Consider the following 17,480-nt stretch of genomic DNA (forward strand, 5'->3'; position numbering starts at 1 on the left):
AAAATCGAGCAGAATCAACCATACAAGCCCAAAAAGAGCGCTGATTGGATAGCTCATAACGATAAAAAACTCAAAACGCTGGCTGTGCAACTGGCTGATAACGGGGTGGAGCACTTTGATCCCGAACAATATTTAAACGAGGTAGAGCATGGTTAAGCGCTTCAGGCGCATGTCCGATAGTGACATCAATACAATCGTAGCTGATTTGGATCGCTGGGCATTTGGCGAGCTTGGAGCAAAACTCACCTGGGCTGTTCTAGAAGAACGTTTTGGCTATAGTCGTCAGTCACTCCAAGCCAAATCTGAAATTAAAGCCGCTTATGACAATGCCAAACAAGCATTGTCGGGTGGCCTCGTGAAAACCAAAGCGCAGGCAACGAAAGAGGCGGAAGAGCTTCAGGTAGAGGTGGATCGCCTCAAAGCGGAACTAGAAGCCTACAAGAGAAAAGAAGCTCAATGGTTACGCCGATGGCAGCAAATCGCCTTCCATGTGCGGCAGAAGGGCATGCAGATGGCTGGCGTTGATAAGGCCCCGCCAGAAGGAGCTGCTCTACCCTCTAACACTGAAACCGCGCAGATTCTTCGGCCGTTTGATAAAGAGATACCGCCGTCAGGGCGGATCTAAATGAATGATGCACAAAGGAATTGCGATCCTGATGTTTTCTATATAAATTAGCTAAATTATATAGTGGCTAGTGTCGCGTAGGCTGAAAAATGAACGAAAACGAGATTTACGAGCGAATTAAGCAAGTACTGGCGGATGCCCCTCGTAATCAATATACCGCTGAACTTCATCTGCAAATGATCAAGTACGCTGATGAGCTGAAGAACATCACCGCCAAAGAGTTTTGTGAAGGGGTGGGGCTGCGAAGCAGTTTCGGCACTGAATTTAGCAAAATGCGAAACCTGACTCCCCGTTTGAAAGCGGCTGGGTTACAGACTGAGCTGATCTAGCTCTTCGGCGAGCAAAGGCGCTAATAAATGGGTAAGCAATATGAATAAAAAACAACTCACGGAGCGAGACATCTGCACCAAATTCATTACGCCTGCGCTTGAACAATCCGGATGGGATATTGCTACGCAAATACGAGAAGAGTTCCCGCTAACCAAGGGACGGATTATCGTTCGTGGCAAGCTACATACCCGTGCCAAACACAAACGCGCCGATTATGTGCTTTTTTACAAGCCCAACATCCCTATCGCAATCATTGAGGTCAAAGATAACAACCACAGCTTGGGTGATGGTATGCAACAAGGCTTGGGCTATGCTGAGATGCTCCAAGTACCATTCGTCTTTAGTTCTAACGGCGATGGATTTCTGTTCCATAACAAAATAGCCAAAGATGGAGTGATTGAGAGAGAGCTGGCTTTACACAAGTTCCCATCGGCCGAAACGCTATGGCAGTGGTGGGCAGAACACAGAGGCCTAAATCAGAAACAAAACGAGCTGGTCACTCAGGATTATTACAGCGACGGTAGCAACAAAACGCCTCGCTATTATCAACTATTGGCGATTAATAAAACTATCGAAGCCATAGCCAATGGGCAGAACCGCATTTTGCTGGTGATGGCGACCGGTACGGGAAAAACCTTTACCGCGTTCCAAATCATCTGGAGATTATGGCGCTCAAAAGCCAAAAAGAGAATTTTATTTCTGGCTGACCGAAATATATTGGTCGATCAGACTATGACCAATGACTTTAAGCCGTTTGGCTCGTCCATGACCAAGATCCAAAAGCGCCAAGCCAATAAATCTTACGAAATCTACCTTTCTCTTTATCAGGCCGTCACCGGCAATGAAGAAGAGAAAAATATCTACAAGCAATTCAGTCCAGACTTCTTTGATCTTATTGTCATTGATGAGTGTCATCGTGGCAGTGCTGCGGCCGATTCTGCTTGGCGCGACATTCTTGAATATTTTTCTTCAGCAACACAGATAGGCCTTACAGCCACGCCAAAAGAAACCAAAGAGGTTTCTAACATCGATTACTTTGGTGACCCCATCTATACCTATAGCCTGCGCCAAGGCATTGATGATGGCTTTCTCGCGCCGTACAAAGTCGTGCGCATTGATCTGGATAGAGATTTAACCGGTTGGCGGCCTGATAAAGGCATGACTGACAAACACGGTAATGAAATTGAAGACCGGATATACAACCAGAAAGACTTTGATAAAACGCTCGTGCTAGAGCAGCGCACACACTTGGTAGCAAAAAAAATTACTGAGTTTCTAAAGCAAACCAACCGTTTTGATAAAGCCATTGTTTTTTGCGAAAACATCGATCATGCCGAGCGCATGCGCCAAGCATTGGTAAATGAAAACGCGGATTTGGTTGCGCAAAATAGCAAGTACATTATGCGCATCACAGGTGATAACGAAGAAGGCAAAGCCGAGCTGGACAACTTTATCTTCCCGGAGAGCAAATATCCGGTGATAGCCACTACCTCTAAGTTGATGACCACGGGAGTAGACGCCCAAACCTGCAAGCTCATTGTGCTCGACCAACGCATTCAGTCAATGACCGAGTTCAAGCAGATAATCGGACGTGGCACTCGCATCAATGAAGATTACGGTAAGTACTACTTCACCATTATCGACTTCAAAAAGGCCACCGAACTTTTTGCTGACCCTGACTTTGATGGTGACCCAGTACAGGTTTACGAACCCTCGGGTTCCGATTCTCCCGTTCCGCCAGATGTTCCACCAGATGAAGATGCCGGGGAAGCGGAAGATTCTGGCTTGGAATACCCCAAACCCGATAGCGAGCGCGACTGGGGTGGCATTGGTGAGCCCGGTAAAGACGAAGACGGCGGCGTGCGGCGCTATGTCGTGGCGAATGTACCGGTAAAAGTTGCCGCAGAACGCGTGCAGTACTTCGATGCCAACGGTAAGCTCATTACCGAATCCTTAAAAGATTACACCCGTAAAGCGATGACAAAAGAATTCGCCACTCTAGATGATTTTCTTCGGCGGTGGAGCAATGCGGAAAAGAAACAAGCCATCATTGAAGAACTCGCCGAACATGGCGTGTTCTTTGAAGCTTTAGCTGATGAGGTGGGTGAAAAATCAGGCAAAGCCTTCGACCCGTTTGACTTGGTTTGTCACGTTGCTTGGGATATGCCACCGCTCACGCGAAAAGAGCGTGCAGAGCAGGTGAAAAAACGCAATTACTTTACGCAATACGGCGATCAGGCCCGCAAAGTGTTAGAAGCGCTGCTGGACAAATATGCCGATGAAGGCGTGGCTCAGATTGAAGAAACACAGATTCTGACCATCGCGCCTTTTACCCAATTTGGCACCCCGCTGGAAATCATTCGTGCCTTTGGTGGCTTGGGTCAATACCAGCAAGCCATAAACGAACTCGAACAGGCGCTGTATAGCTCTTGAAGATAGAGAAAACGAAAAACGTAGCGCCGAATAAAGAATATTGGAGATAGCAATACCATGTCACTTACGACCCTTATCAAATCCATTCAGGACATCATGCGCAAAGACGTAGGCGTCGATGGTGATGCCCAACGCATCAGCCAGATGGTGTGGTTGATTTTCCTGAAAATCTTTGATGACAAAGAACAGGAATGGCAACTCACCGTGCCGGGTTATAAATCTCCCTTGCCAAGCCGTTTCCGCTGGTCTGCTTGGGCGAAAGATCCTGAGGGCGTCACGGGTGAGGAGTTAATCGACTTCGTTAACAACGACCTGTTCCCAGCGTTAAAAAAGTTAGCCACCGCAGCAGGAGTTTCGCCGCACGGCAAAGTAGTGGGTTCAGTCTTTGAGGATGCCTATAACTACATGAAGTCGGGCACCTTGCTACGCCAGGTAATCAACACCATTGAAGAAGATGTCGATTTCAACAAATCTGGCGATCGCCATTTGTTTAACGATATTTATGAAAAAATTCTGGCTGATTTGCAGTCTGCGGGTAACGCTGGCGAGTATTACACCCCGCGTGCAGTGACACAGTTTATTGTGGATATGATTGATCCGAAGTTGGGCGAAAGCATTCTTGACCCAGCTTGCGGTACCGCGGGCTTCCTCACTTGTGCCATTGAGCACTTGAATCATCAAATCAAAAAGAACGAAGACAGGCAGTTGCTACAAGACACGATCCACGGTGTTGAGAAAAAGCCCCTGCCGCACATGTTGGCCTTAACCAACGTCATGCTGCACGGCATTGATGTGCCTACCAATATTCGCCATGACAATACGCTTGCAAGGCAGCTACAGAGTTATACCCCTAAAGAACGAGTGGATATCATCATTACCAATCCGCCGTTTGGCGGCATGGAGGAAGATGGCATTGAGTCGAACTTCTTAAAAAAATACCAAACTCGTGAAACCGCCGATTTGTTTATGGCGCTGATCATGCACCTTCTTAAACACGACACAGGTCGCGCTGCGGTCGTCTTACCTGATGGTTTCTTGTTCGGTGAGGGCGTCAAGACCACCTTAAAACGCGAACTATTGGAAGAATTTAATCTGCACACAATTGTGCGCCTACCTAAAGGCGTCTTTGCTCCCTATACCAGTATCGCCACGAATATTCTGTTTTTTGAAAAAGGCGGTCCTACCAAAGACGTGTGGTTTTTTGAACATCCTTACCCAGAAGGCTACAAATCCTATTCGCGTTCTAAACCATTAACCATTGGTGAATTTGATTTAGAAAAAGCCTGGTGGGGAGGTGCCACACGCAAGGGCCGAAAAGTGACGGAGTATGCGTGGAAGGTATCATCCGAAAAGCTAGTAGAGCGAAACTATAATCTGGATTGTAAGAATCCACATGAAGTCGAAGTGGCGCATCAAGATCCAGCGGAATTAATGAGCGAATACCAAGAGATTGTGCGGCAATTGAAAGCGGCGCAAGCAGCACTAAAAGAAGAGTTAATGGCCTGCTTGAGGGCAAAAGCATGATCCAAGCCGTGCATGATCTGCTAGAGCAGCACTTTGATACCGCCTTTGCCGCCCCCGGTGGTATAGCCAAACTGCGTGAGCTGATTTTAACCCTGGCGATGCAGGGAAAATTGGTTGAGCAAGACCCCAATGACCCGCCTGCCAGTGAACTGTTAAAGGAAATCGAGGCCGAAAAGCAGCGTTTGATTTCTGAAAAGAAAATTAAAAAGCAAAAGCCATTGCCTCCTATTAAGCCCGAAGAAGTTCCTTATCAGCTGCCGCAGGGGTGGGCGTGGGTTAGATTAGATGAGCTGGGAGTCTCACAAACAGGAACAACTCCGCCAAGCAAGAATCCGGAAAACTATGGAGATCATATTCCTTTTATTGGGCCGGGCAGTATTAAAAACGGGAATATTGATTATTCAGGGCAAGGTTTATCACTTGATGGTTTATCAAAAGGCCGATTGATTGAAAAAGACTCGGTGCTCATGGTTTGTATTGGTGGAAGTATTGGAAAACACGCCATTAATCAAATGGATGTAACCTGCAATCAGCAGATCAATACGCTTACACCGTTTAAGCCTCTTTCCGTCAAATACACGTATTTTACAATGGAAGCTGATTATTTTCAGCGTACAGTACTTAATAAAGCTGGGGGTTCTGCCACGCCAATTATCAACAAGCAGAAATGGTCCTCAATCCCCATTCCTCTTCCTCCTCTGCCTGAACAACACCGCATCGTAAGACGTATCGACCAACTCATGGTTCGTTGCGATGAACTGGAAAAGCTGCGCAAAGATCGGGAAGAAAAACGACTGCAAGTTCACGCTGCTGCCATCAGCCAACTGCTGAATGCCCCAGAAAATTCTGGCTGGCCGTTTATTCAGCAGCACTTTGGCGAACTGTACACCGTAAAAGAAAATGTCGCTGAGCTACGCAAAGCCATTCTGCAACTCGCCGTCATGGGCCGCCTTGTACCGCAAGACCCCAATGACCCGCCTGCCAGTGAGTTGCTGAAGGAAATCGAAGTTGAAAAGCAGCGCTTGATTGAAGAAAAGAAAATCAAAAAGCAAAAGCCTTGGCAGCCGATTAATCCGGAGGAAGTGCCGTATATGCTGCCTCAGGGATGGGAGTGGGTTAGAGTTGAGGATGTTTTCAATACTACGAGTGGAACAACATTTGACGCTGCTCTGGAGAAGGATGCGGGGAGCTATGCCTATGTGAAGGTTGGAGACATGAATCTCCAAGGTAATGAGCTTTTTATTGAAACTTCTTCTCGGTACATAGATCCCGATGAAAAAATGCTCCGATCGTTAATTTCAACTGGAAGTGTAATATTTCCAAAGCGAGGAGGGGCGATTGCAACAAACAAAAAGCGGATAATCACTGATCCCGTATTTGTGGATTTAAATATTATGGCTATAACGCCTATTTTCGGTTTGCTTACCGAATATGCATATCTATGGTTGTCAACTATTGATTTAGCTTTATTGAACACCGGAACAAGTGTGCCTCAGATTAATCATAAAGACATAGATCCCTTACTTTTTCCTCTTCCCGCTCTAGAGGAACAACACCGTATTGTTGCTCGCATCGATCAGCTAATGGCGTTGTGCAACAATCTCGATGAGCAAATCGAAGCTGCTACCAACAAACAAAAAGCGTTACTCAATGCCGTGATGGCGCAAGTATAAGGAAGTAGAATGCGCCTTAAATCACTCTATATCAGTCAATACAAAAACCTTCGAGATTTCTCATTAAGCTTCGATGGCGGTAGCTTTCTTGATGTGTTTGTCGGGAAAAATGGCACAGGTAAGTCTAATCTTTTTGAAGCATTGATTGAGATCTTTCGCCATATTGTCGAATACGACAGGACTAAGGTGGATCTTGGGTTTAGTTATCGACTTGTGTATGAAATTGACAGCACAGAAGCCTCTATTGAATGGAGTTGGGGTGAGATTGATAACGCTGAACTTCGTGAGCGCCCTAAAGATCGTGGTTTGGTCATTAATAGTCGCAAGCGTAAAACCATTGGTAAAACACGTGTGCCAGACAATGTGCTGATCTATTACTCTGGGCACAATAAAACCGTTGCTGGCTTGGTGGCTCAATATGAAGTGAATTTTAGACAGCGTATAAAACGGGCTGATTTTGATGAAAGCCGCTTTTTCATCGGTATTGGGCCGGAGTACAAAGAGCTGCTGCTAGCCGTATTGTTAATGCAGCTAGATGCCTGTAAAGCACGCCAGTTTATTTGCCAGAAGTTAGGTATTGCTAATGTTGCGGCAGAAGTGCGCTTGGTTTTAGAACGACCAGAGTATGCGGCCGATGTTCGTTTTGATATTGAGCTGAACGACGAAACAGACCGCTACTGGAAGCCGGAAGGCATTACCAAAACCTTTCTTGATCGATTGCACCGCTGCATCAATACTGCATCTGGAAGTCCGGTGAGGTCTGAAGGGTATTTCGCGTCTGACGATCGCTACGTGCTTTACTTTGGTATCGATAAGATCCAGCAAGAATTCTCGGACTTAAGCCCTCAGGAATTGTTTCGTCAGCTAGATAACTTGAAGACGCTGGGAATGCTTGCGGAAATTACCATTCCTTTGCAGCTCGAAAATGGCTTTGATGCTTCTGTCTCCCACTTCAGTGACGGTCAGTTTCAGTCGGTGTATATCTATTCTATTACCGAGCTGTTTAAAGATCGAAATTGCATCACCTTGCTGGATGAGCCAGACTCATTCCTGCATCCAGAGTGGCAATTTGATTTCTTGAAACAAGTCTTTGAAATCACAGATACAGCGGCGAAAACAAACCATGTGCTGATGAGCAGCCACAGTGCAGTAACACTTATTCCGCACGAGAAGAAGCGAGTAAACCTATTTGATATACACAACTCGAATGTGGTTTGCAGATCTACCAGTAAAGATTATGCAATAAGCAAGCTATCGTCGAGCCTGATTAAGTACAAGGAAGATGAGCAAATCCTGAGTATCCTTCGAAATATTAGGATTGAGGGAGTCCCAGTACTATTCACTGAAGGAAGTACTGATCCCGACATTTTAAAAGAGGCTTGGCGAAAGCTTTTTGATGAGCCACTTCCTTTTGTGCCTATCTATGCGTTTTGCTGCGATTACTTGCGCAGAGCGCTTCAGGATAATCGAATAATTAATGAGATGGGCGGTCGTCCACTATTTGGTCTATTTGACTTTGATGAGGCGTATAACGAGTGGAATTATCTTAAACAAAAAGATAGCTGGACATTGCAGTGTGATGACCCCTATCTTGGGTTGCGCACTGAAAATGTTGCTGAGAAAGTGCATGCATTTGTTCTTCCTGTACCAAGAATTGCTAAGGTTGAAGCGCAGGTCATGAAAACAGCCGGGTCAAAAGAGCATTTTGCGCATCAAGCAGTTATGGGGATTGAACACCTTTTTTATAGTGACCAAACAGCTCAGTACTTTGAGACTAAGCAACTTCCTGGTGGAGGAGAGATCGTAACCTTCTCTGGCAATAAGACAAGGTTTGCACGGGAGGTTATACCGACCTTAGATGCTACTTCATTCGAGGTATTCCGTCCGATGCTTGAGTTTATTAGATCCAAGTGCCAACCATAAGTAGAATCTGTGGTTGGCATAGTGTGATGAGGATTACGCAGAGTTACGCATTTGGCGCGAAATTTGATCACCATACAAGGAACCACCAAGAACACGGTTAAGATGATCCCAAAGGAAAACAAGCCTGAGTTGCCACTTTTCTTCTTGGACGGAGTGGCTAAAATCGTGAAAGTTATTCCATTTGAGTGGTGTTTTTTCTCATATCTAGTGAACCATTCTACTTAGCTTTTATCCGATCATTGGCAGTATCGAAGGGGAATCGTAGAGCTCTGAAACTCTGACAAGTGTCAGGTGATAGTTACATCTGTACACTTTTCGGATTTAGAACAACGTTACCTTAACTTTCACATGTGAAAGTTAGCGAGTTACAGCTTAAAACCGTGATTTGAACCATCCGGCAAATCAATATGAAGGCGAAGTCTTCCTCCCGCTGATACAACAAGCTGCTTCAGTCTCTGTAGGCTATCGATTGTGCAGTTATCAATGTGGCAGCCTGCATCAGCCCCGATACGTTCAAGTAACTCGATTAAATGGATATGGATTAGCTGTTTTGAAGCAGTTTCCTGAGCAGAATCAACGAGATTTTGAGGTTGCTCTGCAATAATATCTTCCAGTGTTCTGCCCATTTTTGCTCCTTTGGAGTTGAGCCGCAAAACTTTCACATGTGAAAGTTTTCCTAGATCTTTATGTTTGGATAGTTTAACCCACTCATAAGTGAATCATCATACTTCTCATCCTATCCTTTGCTTAGGAAAACTTGTCTTTTGCACCTTAAAAGGGCAATTACAGAGTTTTATCCTTTTTGGTCCCTGTCATACTCTTTACTCACTGTCAGCTCTCGCTGGCTATAGCGGTAGCTGGCCCTAAACAGCAATACCTTACCCTCGGGAGGCTATCTCTCAAGGTACTCCTCCATAATCACAGGAGATAATTATGGCCCACTCGATATTCCAAGATCCAGTTGGCGTTTTGTTGACTAGGTGCTGTCGCCGAAAGTGTCAAGATGCTATCTTTACGCTTAGCGGCGAACACTCCATAGTTCTTGCTCAAATCGTTGACAATATTTGAGTTTAACTTAACAAAGTTGGCTTTTTTTACAATAAAAGGCAATACTTTTAATAGCTTGAATGGCTTTTGGCATAACTTTATGTGAACTGCCGTTCTAAGTCCGGCTCTGCACAAACCCCGCCTCGGCGGGGTTTTTCTTTGCCCTCTTGCCTTGGCCTTTGCCGCCCCATCCGTTTTAATGGGTAGAGCACTTTCAAAAAGAATGGCTTATGGAAAAGCGGCTTCCCTTTCTCGGTTGTCTGTTATTGGCCCTGCTGCTGACCCTGGCAGGGGTAAGATGGCTGATGGATGTGCTGGCCCACCAACAGCACGATAACCATATGTTGGCCAAGGCTCGGCAACTGGCCCGGGTAGTGACCCTCTACCCCGAGGCGCCGCCCTTGCCCCTGTGGGACGCCCTGACCGCCGACGCCGACGTGAAAGCCGCCGCTCTGTATGTGGACGGCAAGCTGCGCCTGCAATCGAGTCATGGCGAGCTGGGGCAGGGGAACTACCAAAGGGTTGAGCTGCAATTGCCGGCCCAGCGCCGTCTGAGCCTTATCTTCGAACACCATCCCTTACCCTGGCCGATGATGCTGGCCATACTGTCGCCCCTGGCCCTGGGGGTGGGAGCCATGCTGTGGCTGGTGCTGCGCCTTGACCATCGCCAACGCCGCCTGCAGGCAGGGGTAAGTGCCTTGGAAGACGCAGCCGCTAGCCAGACAAGCCCTCCTGGCAACGAGGTATTGCCCAAAACCTCGGCGTTGCTGGCCAGTCAGCAGCAGCGGATCGCCCAATTGGAAGCCCAGCAGGCGCAATTGGACGGCCTGATGCACAGCGCCGCCTGGCTGGACGACGAAACCGGCCTTGGCAACCGGCTTTTCTTCGAACAGCGCCTGGCCACCTGGTTGCAGGAGCTGGAGGGCAACCGTATCGGTTGCCTGATGCTGCTGGAACTGAGCGGCCTGGAGCGGCTGGGGTCCGACGCTCTGAGCAGTGGCCGCCAGCAGTTGGTGGCTCTGTTGCAGGACAAGGCCAGCCAATGGCCAGACGCGGTGCTGGGGCGCCTGGACGAGGACGAATACGGCCTGGTGATGCCGCAGATGTCGGGTCGGGACGGCCAGCTGTTCGTGCAGCAGCTCCTCAAAGACATCGAGCGCCTTGGCCTGCCCAAGGGCTTTCCCCAGCAGGACTGGTTGCACCTGGGCTGGACCCTCTACCAGGCCGGTGACGAGGTGTCGGCCTTGCTGGAACAGGCGGCCATGGCTTTGCGCGCCGCCCAGTTGCAAGGGGACAACGCCGCCATGGCGGCGAATGCCGAGGGCATTCCCCAGGTCGAAACCGGCAGCGTGCGCTGGCGCACTCTGCTGGAGCAGGTGCTGGCCAAGCGCAACCTGCGGCTGGTGGTCGAACCGGTCCATATGCTGGAAGGGGATCTGCACCATCTGCGGGTAAGGGCCCAACTGAAGGATCCCAAGGGCCAGCTGATCGACGACAGCGTCTTTATGCCCATGGCCTGCCGGGTCGGCCAGGAAGAGGCCCTGACCCGCCTCTGTCTGGAGTTGCTGCTGGCCAAACTGGGCCAGGCCCGCAGCCGGGGCCAGCGGCTGAGCTTTCGCATCTGTGTCGACGCCCTCCTTAAACCCGGCTTCCTGCGCTGGCTGCAACTGGCCTTGATGGAAGTGCGGGACGCCTTACCCAACCTTATGCTGACGGTAACCGAGTTTGAGCTGAGCCAATACGGTAAACCCCTGGGGGACGCCCTGCGCCAACTGGGGACCTTGGGGCTGGGGGTGATGATTGAACGACTGGGCCAGCACTCCCAGCGTTCGGATTGGCAGGGGGTTAAGCCCAGGGTGATCAAGCTGCACGGCTCCTTGGTGCGCCACCTGGAGCGCAACAGCGACCAGCAGTTGTGGATCCAGCGGTTGGTGCAAAAGGCAGTTGACTGCCAGGCAGAGGTGCTGGCGGCGGGGATCACCAGCAATGAAGAGCGGCGCTGTCTGCAGCGGCTGGGGGTCAGTGGCGGCGAAGGGCCCCTCTTTGGCCGGGGTGCCCAGGACCCCCTCTAAGGCCAGCGGCCCTGGGCGCGAAAGCCGTCCAGGCTTTGCAGGCCGCCGGTGTGCAGCAGTACCAGATGCTGGCCGTCTAGTTCGCCGGTTGCTATGGCTTGCCACAGGGCCAGCATCAGCTTGCCGCTGTAAAGGGGCTCCAGGGGCAGGGCCAGGCGCTGGGCCAACTGGCGGATTTGCTCCCCCATGGCCGGGGTGAATTTGCCAAAGCCGCCCCCTTCGTGACCCCAGCGCAGCTGGTAGTTTTGATGGGAACAGCCCTGGCTGACCAATAGCTGCTGAATACGCGCCGGCAGGCTCTGGTCTTTCACCACAGGCACCCCCACCACTTGGCCCTGGCCACCGGCGCCCAGCACGGTGCCGGCCAGGGTGCCCCCCGATCCCACCGGTAGCCAAAGCTGGGTCCAGCCTCCGGGCAGTTCCGCTACCCACTCTGCTACTCCGGGCAGGGCATCCGGCGCCGAGCCTCCTTCCGGCAACAGCAGCCAACCCGGATACCGGGCCTGCCAATGGGCCTGCCATTGGGGGTCATGGCGCTGGCGGTATTGGTTCCGGTCGATAAAGGTCAGGCTCATGCCCAGGGCCTGGCATTGCTCCAAGGTGGGGGTCTGCTGCTCATGGCCCCTTACCAAAGCGGCACAGGCCAGGCCCAGAGCCTGGCAGGCACCGGCCAGGGCCAGCAGGTGGTTGGAGTAGGGGCCGCCCAGGCTCAGTACCCCGGGGGGGCCCTCGGCTTTGGCGGCCTGCAGGGGGTATTTGAGCTTGCGCCACTTGTTGCCGGACACCAGGGGGTGGATCAGGTCATCCCGCTTTATGGTCAGGGTGATCTGCCTTTCCACCAGCAGGGGATCCTTGGCAATCTGGACTGGTGACGGAATTTTAACGTTCACGTGTTGGCATTCCCCTTGGTTTGCGTGACACTAGTGCCTAATAAGTGTGTCACACAAGGCACCGATTTTATTAGAGAAATGGATCGAGATGGGATGGACTTTCCGTAAACCGGCCCCTAAACAATGGGGTCTGGCCCTGTACCAGCAACGGATCTGCCTGGCGGACACCCAGGGAGCCAGCCAGTCTTGGCCCTGCCAAAGTGCCGGCGATTGGCCCGGCTTGCTGGCCGGCCTGCCGGTAGGGCCAGGGGATCAGGTCAAGGTGATACTGCCCCACAGCGAGTTGCACGGCCTGTCGCTAGATAAGCCCCGCAGCGAGCCGGTACAAGAGGCCCTGTTCTGGGCCCTCAAGGATGCCGTCCCCATCGCTCCCCAGGATCTGCAATTCGACTACTACGATCCCCCGGCCCAACCCATGGGTGCCGAGCGGGTCAATGTGGTGTGTACCTCCAAGGATCTCCTCAAGGGCATCTGCCAGGCTTTGCCGGCCCAAGTGCTGGCCGTTTCCAACGAAGACATGGTGCTCAGGCACCTGTTCCCGGCCCAGGCCGAGGGGCGGCCGCTGCTGCTGCTGCGCCTTAACGGTGACGGCGACCTGCAGCTGGCCATCTACCACCAGGGCATGCTCTATTTTTCCCGCTGGCTGCAGGGCTATCGCCTTGGCAACGAAGACCAGGACCCTTACCTGCTGGCCGAGCGCCTGGCCCTGGATATCCAAAGGGCCTTGGACTACCTGGAAAGCCAGCTGCGCCAACCCCCCATCGACTGTATCGTGCTGGCCCTGTCCAACCTGCTGGACGAGGCCCTTGGCCCCCTGCTGGCCGACACCTTTGGCTTGCCGGTACAGACCCTGGGCCAGCGCCTGGCCATAAACGACACCGATTGGGCAGCCCTGGCTGCCGCGAGGGGAGCCGATGAAGCACTGGCTTAACCTGCTCAGCGACGATCTCAAGCCCGCCAAAGAGCGGTTGTCGGCCCAGACCCTGCTGGGGTCCTGGCTGCTGGGCAGCCTGGTGCTGGCCCTGGCCCTTGGCTGGGGCTATTGGCAAAAGGCGAGCCTTAACCAGGCTGACCGCCAGCTACAGCAGCAGCGCCAGCAGGTAGCTGGCCAACTGGAGCAGGCCGAGGCCCGGCTCAAGGCCCGCCAGCCGGACCCGCAGCTGCTGGCCAGCCGTGACGCTCTCAAGGCCCGTATCCAAAGCAACGCCAGCCTGCTGGACCGCATCGACCAGTTGGACCACAGCGGCCAGGGGGGCTTTTCCGGCATCCTCACCGCCCTGGCCCATCGCAGCCAGGACGGCCTCTGGCTGTCGAAGGTGGCTATCCGGGGTGACCTGCTATCACTGGCCGGTTCCACCCGGGAGGCCAGCCTGGTGCCGGTCTGGGTACAGGGTTTTGCCAAGGAACCTGCCCTTGCCGGGCGCAGTTTCGGCCAGGTACAGATCCAACGCAGCGACCAAGGCGACCTGCACTTCAGTCTCAACAGCGGGGGTAGCCATGAAGCTCCTTGATAGCCTCAATGCCCTGGCCCTCCGTGAAAAAGTACTGGTGTTGGTGGCAGGCTGGGTGCTGCTGTTGGCCCTGGTGGGGCTGACCTGGCTTGAACCCCTGTTGGCGGACAACAGCGCCCAGGGGCGGCGGCAGCAATTGCAACAAGCCCAGCTCACTGAGCAGCGGGGCGCCTTGGCCATACTGGAAGCCAAGCTGGCCCAGGACCCGAACCAACAGCTACGGGGCGATATCGCCAAGTTGCAGGCCCAGCAGGTGGCCCAGCAGCAGGCCATTTACGCCAAGACCCAGGCCCTGGTGCCGCCCCAGGCCATGGCCTCCCTGCTAGAAGCCCTGCTTAAGGGCACAGGCCAGCTCAAGCTGATCAGCCTGACCAGCCTGCCCCCAGAGCCCTTGCAGGACGAGGCCAATGCCGGCCTGTACCGCCACGGCTTGGAGCTCAAACTCCAGGGCGGTTACCTGCCACTGCTGGCCTTTTTGACCCAGGCCGAACAGCTGCCTTGGCAGTTTTACTGGCAAGGCCTCGATTTTGAACAAACCACTTACCCTGACGCCGAGATCCTGATCCATGTCTACACCCTGGGCACCAGTCCTCATTACCTTGGCGCTTAGCAGCCCGGCCCTGGCCGAAACGCTCAAGGATCCGACCCGGCCGCCCCAGGCGCGCCAACAGGCGGCGGCTGCCCAGCAGCCGCTGTTGCTGACGGCGGTACTGAAGGCGTCACCGGCCAAAGCCATCATCAACGGCCAACTGGTGGGGCAGGGGGAGATGGTGGCGGGCTGGCGGGTCAGCACCATCGGCGGCAATCAGGTGCAGCTTCGCAAGGGGCAGCAGCGCCAAACGCTGCAACTTTATCCAGACAGCTTAGTGAGCCCGGCCAAGGCCGGGCATTGAGGGGAAGCATTTGATGCGGTTTGAACTGAAAACCGGGATGGTGTTGGCGGCAGCCTTGCTGGCGGCCTGCCAAAGCCCGGCCCAGCGCAGCACCAACAGGGAAGTGGCCGAGCTCAAGCGCCAGTTGGCCAAGGAGGCCGCCCCTAAACCGGCCCAGGCCCAGCCGCCCGAAGCGGTGCAGCGGGAATTGCTGGCCGGCCTGGCCGCCCCCAAGCCGCTGCCAGAGCAGCGGATCGACGTCTCCGCCAAGGACAGTGACGTGCGGGATCTGCTGGCCGGCTTGGTCAAGGGCAGCCCCTATTCCCTGGCCCTGCATCCCGGTGTCAGCGGCAAGGTCAGCCTGGATCTGCACAATGTCACCCTGGCCGAGGTGTTCTCGGTACTGGAAGACCTCTACGGCTATGACATCCGCCGCCAGGGCAACCTAGTGCGGGTTTACCCGGCCGGGCTGCGCACCCAGACCATACCGGTGGACTACCTGCTGATGACCCGCAAGGGCCTGTCCATGACCACCATCACCTCCGGGCGGCTGTCCAACAACGACCGCAACAGCAACGGCTATTACGGCAACAACGGCTTGAACAACAACGGCCTGGGCTCCAATGATGGCCTGGGCAACGGCAACAACCAGATGACCTCGGGCACCCGGGTCGAGTCCCGTTCCGAGACCGACTTTTGGGCCAACCTCGAAGGGGTGCTGTGGTCGATGATCGGCAAGGGCGAAGGCCGCATGGTGGCGGTGGACCCCATGGCCGGCCTGGCCACGGTGCGGGCCGACCCGGACGAGCTGCGGGCGGTGCGGGATTTTCTCAGCCAGACCGAGGCCCACCTGCGCCGCCAGGTGATCCTGGAGGCCAAAATCGTCGAGGTCACCCTTAACGACGACTACCAGCAGGGCATCAACTGGCAAAAGGCCATCTTCGACGGCCGCACCAGCAGCCAGTTCAACCTCACCACCTCTGGGGTCACCCCGGCCAATGCCCTGACCGCCGCCCTGGGGGGCGTCACCTCCCTGACCTTCAGCAACACCGATTTTGGCGCCGTCATCAACCTGCTGGACACTCAGGGCGACACCCAGGTGCTGTCCAGCCCCAGGGTCACCGCCACCAACAACCAGAAGGCGGTGATCAAGGTGGGTAACGACGAATACTTCGTCACCGACGTGTCGTCCCAGCTCACCAACAACACCACCAACAACACGGTCAGCTCCGATATCGAGCTGACCCCTTTCTTCTCCGGTATCGCCCTGGACGTGACGCCGCAGATCAGTGCCGACGGCCAGGTGCTGCTCCATGTGCACCCCTCGGTCACCGACGTGGAAGAACAGGTGAAAACCCTGACCATCTCCGGGGCCGACCAGCCCACCACCTTGCCCCTGGCCCGCAGCGCCATCCGCGAGTCCGACACCGTGGTCAAGGCCAGTTCCGGGGACGTGGTGGTGATCGGGGGCCTGATGCGTACCAACACCCGCCAGCAGGTGTCCAAGACACCGCTGCTGGGGGACATTCCCTGGCTGGGCGAGCTCTTTACCAGCCGCCGCGACCTTAAGGAAAAGACCGAACTGGTGATCATGCTCAAACCCACAGTGGTGGGTACCGCCGGCTGGCAATCGGAGATAGAACGCTCCAAGGCCCTGCTGGACAAGTGGTATCCCAAGGCCAAGTGATGTACCAGCAGCACTTCGGCCTCAGTGACAAGCCCTTCGGGCTGACCCCCAGTACCGCCTTCTACTGTGCGCTGCCCAGCCACAGCGAGGCGGCGGCGGTGTTGTCCCTGGCTCTAGCCGAAGGGGAGGGCTTTATCAAGATCACCGGCGAGGTGGGCACCGGCAAGACCCTGCTGTGCCGCCGGCTGCTGGCCACCCTGGGGCCGGAATTTGCCGTGGCCTACCTGCCTAACCCTGACCTCACCCCGGCCGAACTGCGCTGGGCCTTGGCCCTGGAGCTGGGGCTTAAACAAGCCGGCAATATCGACCAGCAGCAACTGGGGCAGCTGTTGCAGCGCCAGCTAATTGGCCTGGCCGCCAACGGCCGCTGGCCTGTGGTGATCATCGACGAAGCCCAGGCCCTGCCCGATGACACCCTTGAAGCGCTTAGGCTGCTCACCAACCTGGAAACCGAACAGCGCAAGCTGCTGCAGGTGGTGTTGCTGGGCCAGCCGGAGCTTGACCAGCGCCTGGGCCAGCATCGCTTTCGCCAGTTGGCCCAGCGCATCAGCTTCCATTACCGGCTGCGGCCCATGAACCGCCAGGAGTTGGGCCAGTATGTCAGCCACCGGCTGCACTGTGCCGGCGCCAGCCGGCCGCTCTTTACCGGCCCGGCCCTGGGGGCCTTGCACAGGGCCAGCAGGGGCATACCCCGGCTGGTCAACATCCTCTGCCACAAGGCCCTGTTGCTGGCTTACGGCAAAGGGCTGGCCCGGGCCGGCTGGTGGCAGATGCGCCATGCCATCCGCGACACCGAAAGCTGTTACCGGGCGGCGAGGGTACTGCCATGAGCGTGCTTAACCAGATGCTCAGGGATCTCGACAAGCGCGGCGCCGCCACCCCGGCGCCGCCCA

At 54.0% G+C, this 17,480-nt stretch carries 15 protein-coding genes; 13 read left to right on the forward strand and 2 right to left on the reverse strand.

From position 1 onward, the window contains the following. Positions 1-148: 148 nt before the first annotated feature. The 6 genes from B3C1_RS18580 (at position 149) to B3C1_RS18605 (ending at position 8,508) form a co-directional block, all read left to right on the forward strand. Positions 149-625, forward strand: a complete 477-nt coding sequence (locus B3C1_RS18580; protein WP_008486741.1) for a hypothetical protein — start codon at positions 149-151, stop codon at positions 623-625. A gap of 89 nt (positions 626-714) precedes the next feature. Further along, positions 715-954, forward strand: a complete 240-nt coding sequence (locus tag B3C1_RS18585; protein WP_008486742.1) for an HTH-like domain-containing protein — start codon at positions 715-717, stop codon at positions 952-954. Between the two features lie 40 nt (positions 955-994). Continuing rightward, entirely contained in the window at positions 995-3,388 is a 2,394-nt protein-coding gene (hsdR, locus tag B3C1_RS18590; protein ID WP_008486743.1) for an EcoAI/FtnUII family type I restriction enzme subunit R, read from the forward strand. 57 nt (positions 3,389-3,445) lie between these two features. Beyond that, positions 3,446-4,912: a type I restriction-modification system subunit M gene (locus B3C1_RS18595; RefSeq protein ID WP_008486744.1), complete on the forward strand. Its 1,467-nt coding sequence runs from the start codon at positions 3,446-3,448 to the stop codon at positions 4,910-4,912. Continuing rightward, positions 4,909-6,585 carry a restriction endonuclease subunit S gene (locus tag B3C1_RS18600; RefSeq protein ID WP_008486745.1) on the forward strand — a complete coding sequence of 559 codons (1,677 nt, stop codon included), beginning with the start codon at positions 4,909-4,911 and terminating at the stop codon, positions 6,583-6,585. Before B3C1_RS18595 ends, B3C1_RS18600 begins: the two co-directional genes overlap by 4 nt. Before the next feature lie 9 nt (positions 6,586-6,594). Then, a complete protein-coding gene (locus B3C1_RS18605) occupies positions 6,595-8,508 on the forward strand; it encodes an AAA family ATPase (RefSeq protein WP_008486747.1) in 1,914 nt (637 codons plus the stop codon). Between the two features lie 365 nt (positions 8,509-8,873). On the opposite strand, the gene B3C1_RS18610 is transcribed toward B3C1_RS18605, so the two are convergent. Beyond that, positions 8,874-9,134, reverse strand: a complete 261-nt coding sequence (locus B3C1_RS18610; protein ID WP_008486748.1) for a hypothetical protein — start codon at positions 9,132-9,134, stop codon at positions 8,874-8,876. 651 nt (positions 9,135-9,785) lie between these two features. Between B3C1_RS18610 and B3C1_RS18615 the strand changes: the two genes are divergently transcribed. After that, positions 9,786-11,627, forward strand: a complete 1,842-nt coding sequence (locus B3C1_RS18615; protein WP_008486749.1) for an EAL domain-containing protein — start codon at positions 9,786-9,788, stop codon at positions 11,625-11,627. Here B3C1_RS18615 and B3C1_RS18620 read toward each other — a convergent pair. Continuing rightward, positions 11,624-12,517 (reverse strand): 1-aminocyclopropane-1-carboxylate deaminase/D-cysteine desulfhydrase, encoded by an 894-nt coding sequence (locus B3C1_RS18620; RefSeq protein ID WP_035482805.1) that lies wholly within the window; start codon positions 12,515-12,517, stop codon positions 11,624-11,626. The genes B3C1_RS18615 and B3C1_RS18620 overlap by 4 nt on opposite strands. A gap of 88 nt (positions 12,518-12,605) precedes the next feature. Here B3C1_RS18620 and B3C1_RS18625 point away from each other — a divergent pair, with 88 nt between their 5' ends. Genes B3C1_RS18625 through B3C1_RS18650 form a run of 6 tightly spaced genes read left to right on the forward strand, consistent with a single transcriptional unit; the run spans position 12,606 to position 17,417 of the window. After that, positions 12,606-13,448 (forward strand): biogenesis protein MshI, encoded by an 843-nt coding sequence (locus B3C1_RS18625; protein WP_008486751.1) that lies wholly within the window; start codon positions 12,606-12,608, stop codon positions 13,446-13,448. Continuing rightward, positions 13,432-14,028, forward strand: a complete 597-nt coding sequence (locus B3C1_RS18630) for a hypothetical protein (RefSeq protein ID WP_008486752.1) — start codon at positions 13,432-13,434, stop codon at positions 14,026-14,028. Before B3C1_RS18625 ends, B3C1_RS18630 begins: the two co-directional genes overlap by 17 nt. Further along, positions 14,015-14,638 carry a hypothetical protein gene (locus B3C1_RS18635; RefSeq protein WP_008486754.1) on the forward strand — a complete coding sequence of 208 codons (624 nt, stop codon included), beginning with the start codon at positions 14,015-14,017 and terminating at the stop codon, positions 14,636-14,638. The genes B3C1_RS18630 and B3C1_RS18635 overlap by 14 nt, the downstream gene beginning before the upstream one ends. Continuing rightward, positions 14,595-14,921: a hypothetical protein gene (locus tag B3C1_RS18640; RefSeq protein ID WP_192813409.1), complete on the forward strand. Its 327-nt coding sequence runs from the start codon at positions 14,595-14,597 to the stop codon at positions 14,919-14,921. Before B3C1_RS18635 ends, B3C1_RS18640 begins: the two co-directional genes overlap by 44 nt. A 13-nt stretch (positions 14,922-14,934) precedes the next feature. After that, the gene (mshL, locus tag B3C1_RS18645) at positions 14,935-16,587 is read left to right on the forward strand and encodes a pilus (MSHA type) biogenesis protein MshL (RefSeq protein ID WP_008486756.1); all 1,653 of its coding nucleotides are present in this window, start codon (positions 14,935-14,937) and stop codon (positions 16,585-16,587) included. Next, positions 16,587-17,417: an ExeA family protein gene (locus B3C1_RS18650; protein WP_008486757.1), complete on the forward strand. Its 831-nt coding sequence runs from the start codon at positions 16,587-16,589 to the stop codon at positions 17,415-17,417. Before mshL ends, B3C1_RS18650 begins: the two co-directional genes overlap by 1 nt. Positions 17,418-17,480 lie beyond the last annotated feature (63 nt).

It is taken from the genome of Gallaecimonas xiamenensis 3-C-1 (assembly GCF_000299915.1).
Lineage (GTDB): Bacteria > Pseudomonadota > Gammaproteobacteria > Enterobacterales > Gallaecimonadaceae > Gallaecimonas > Gallaecimonas xiamenensis.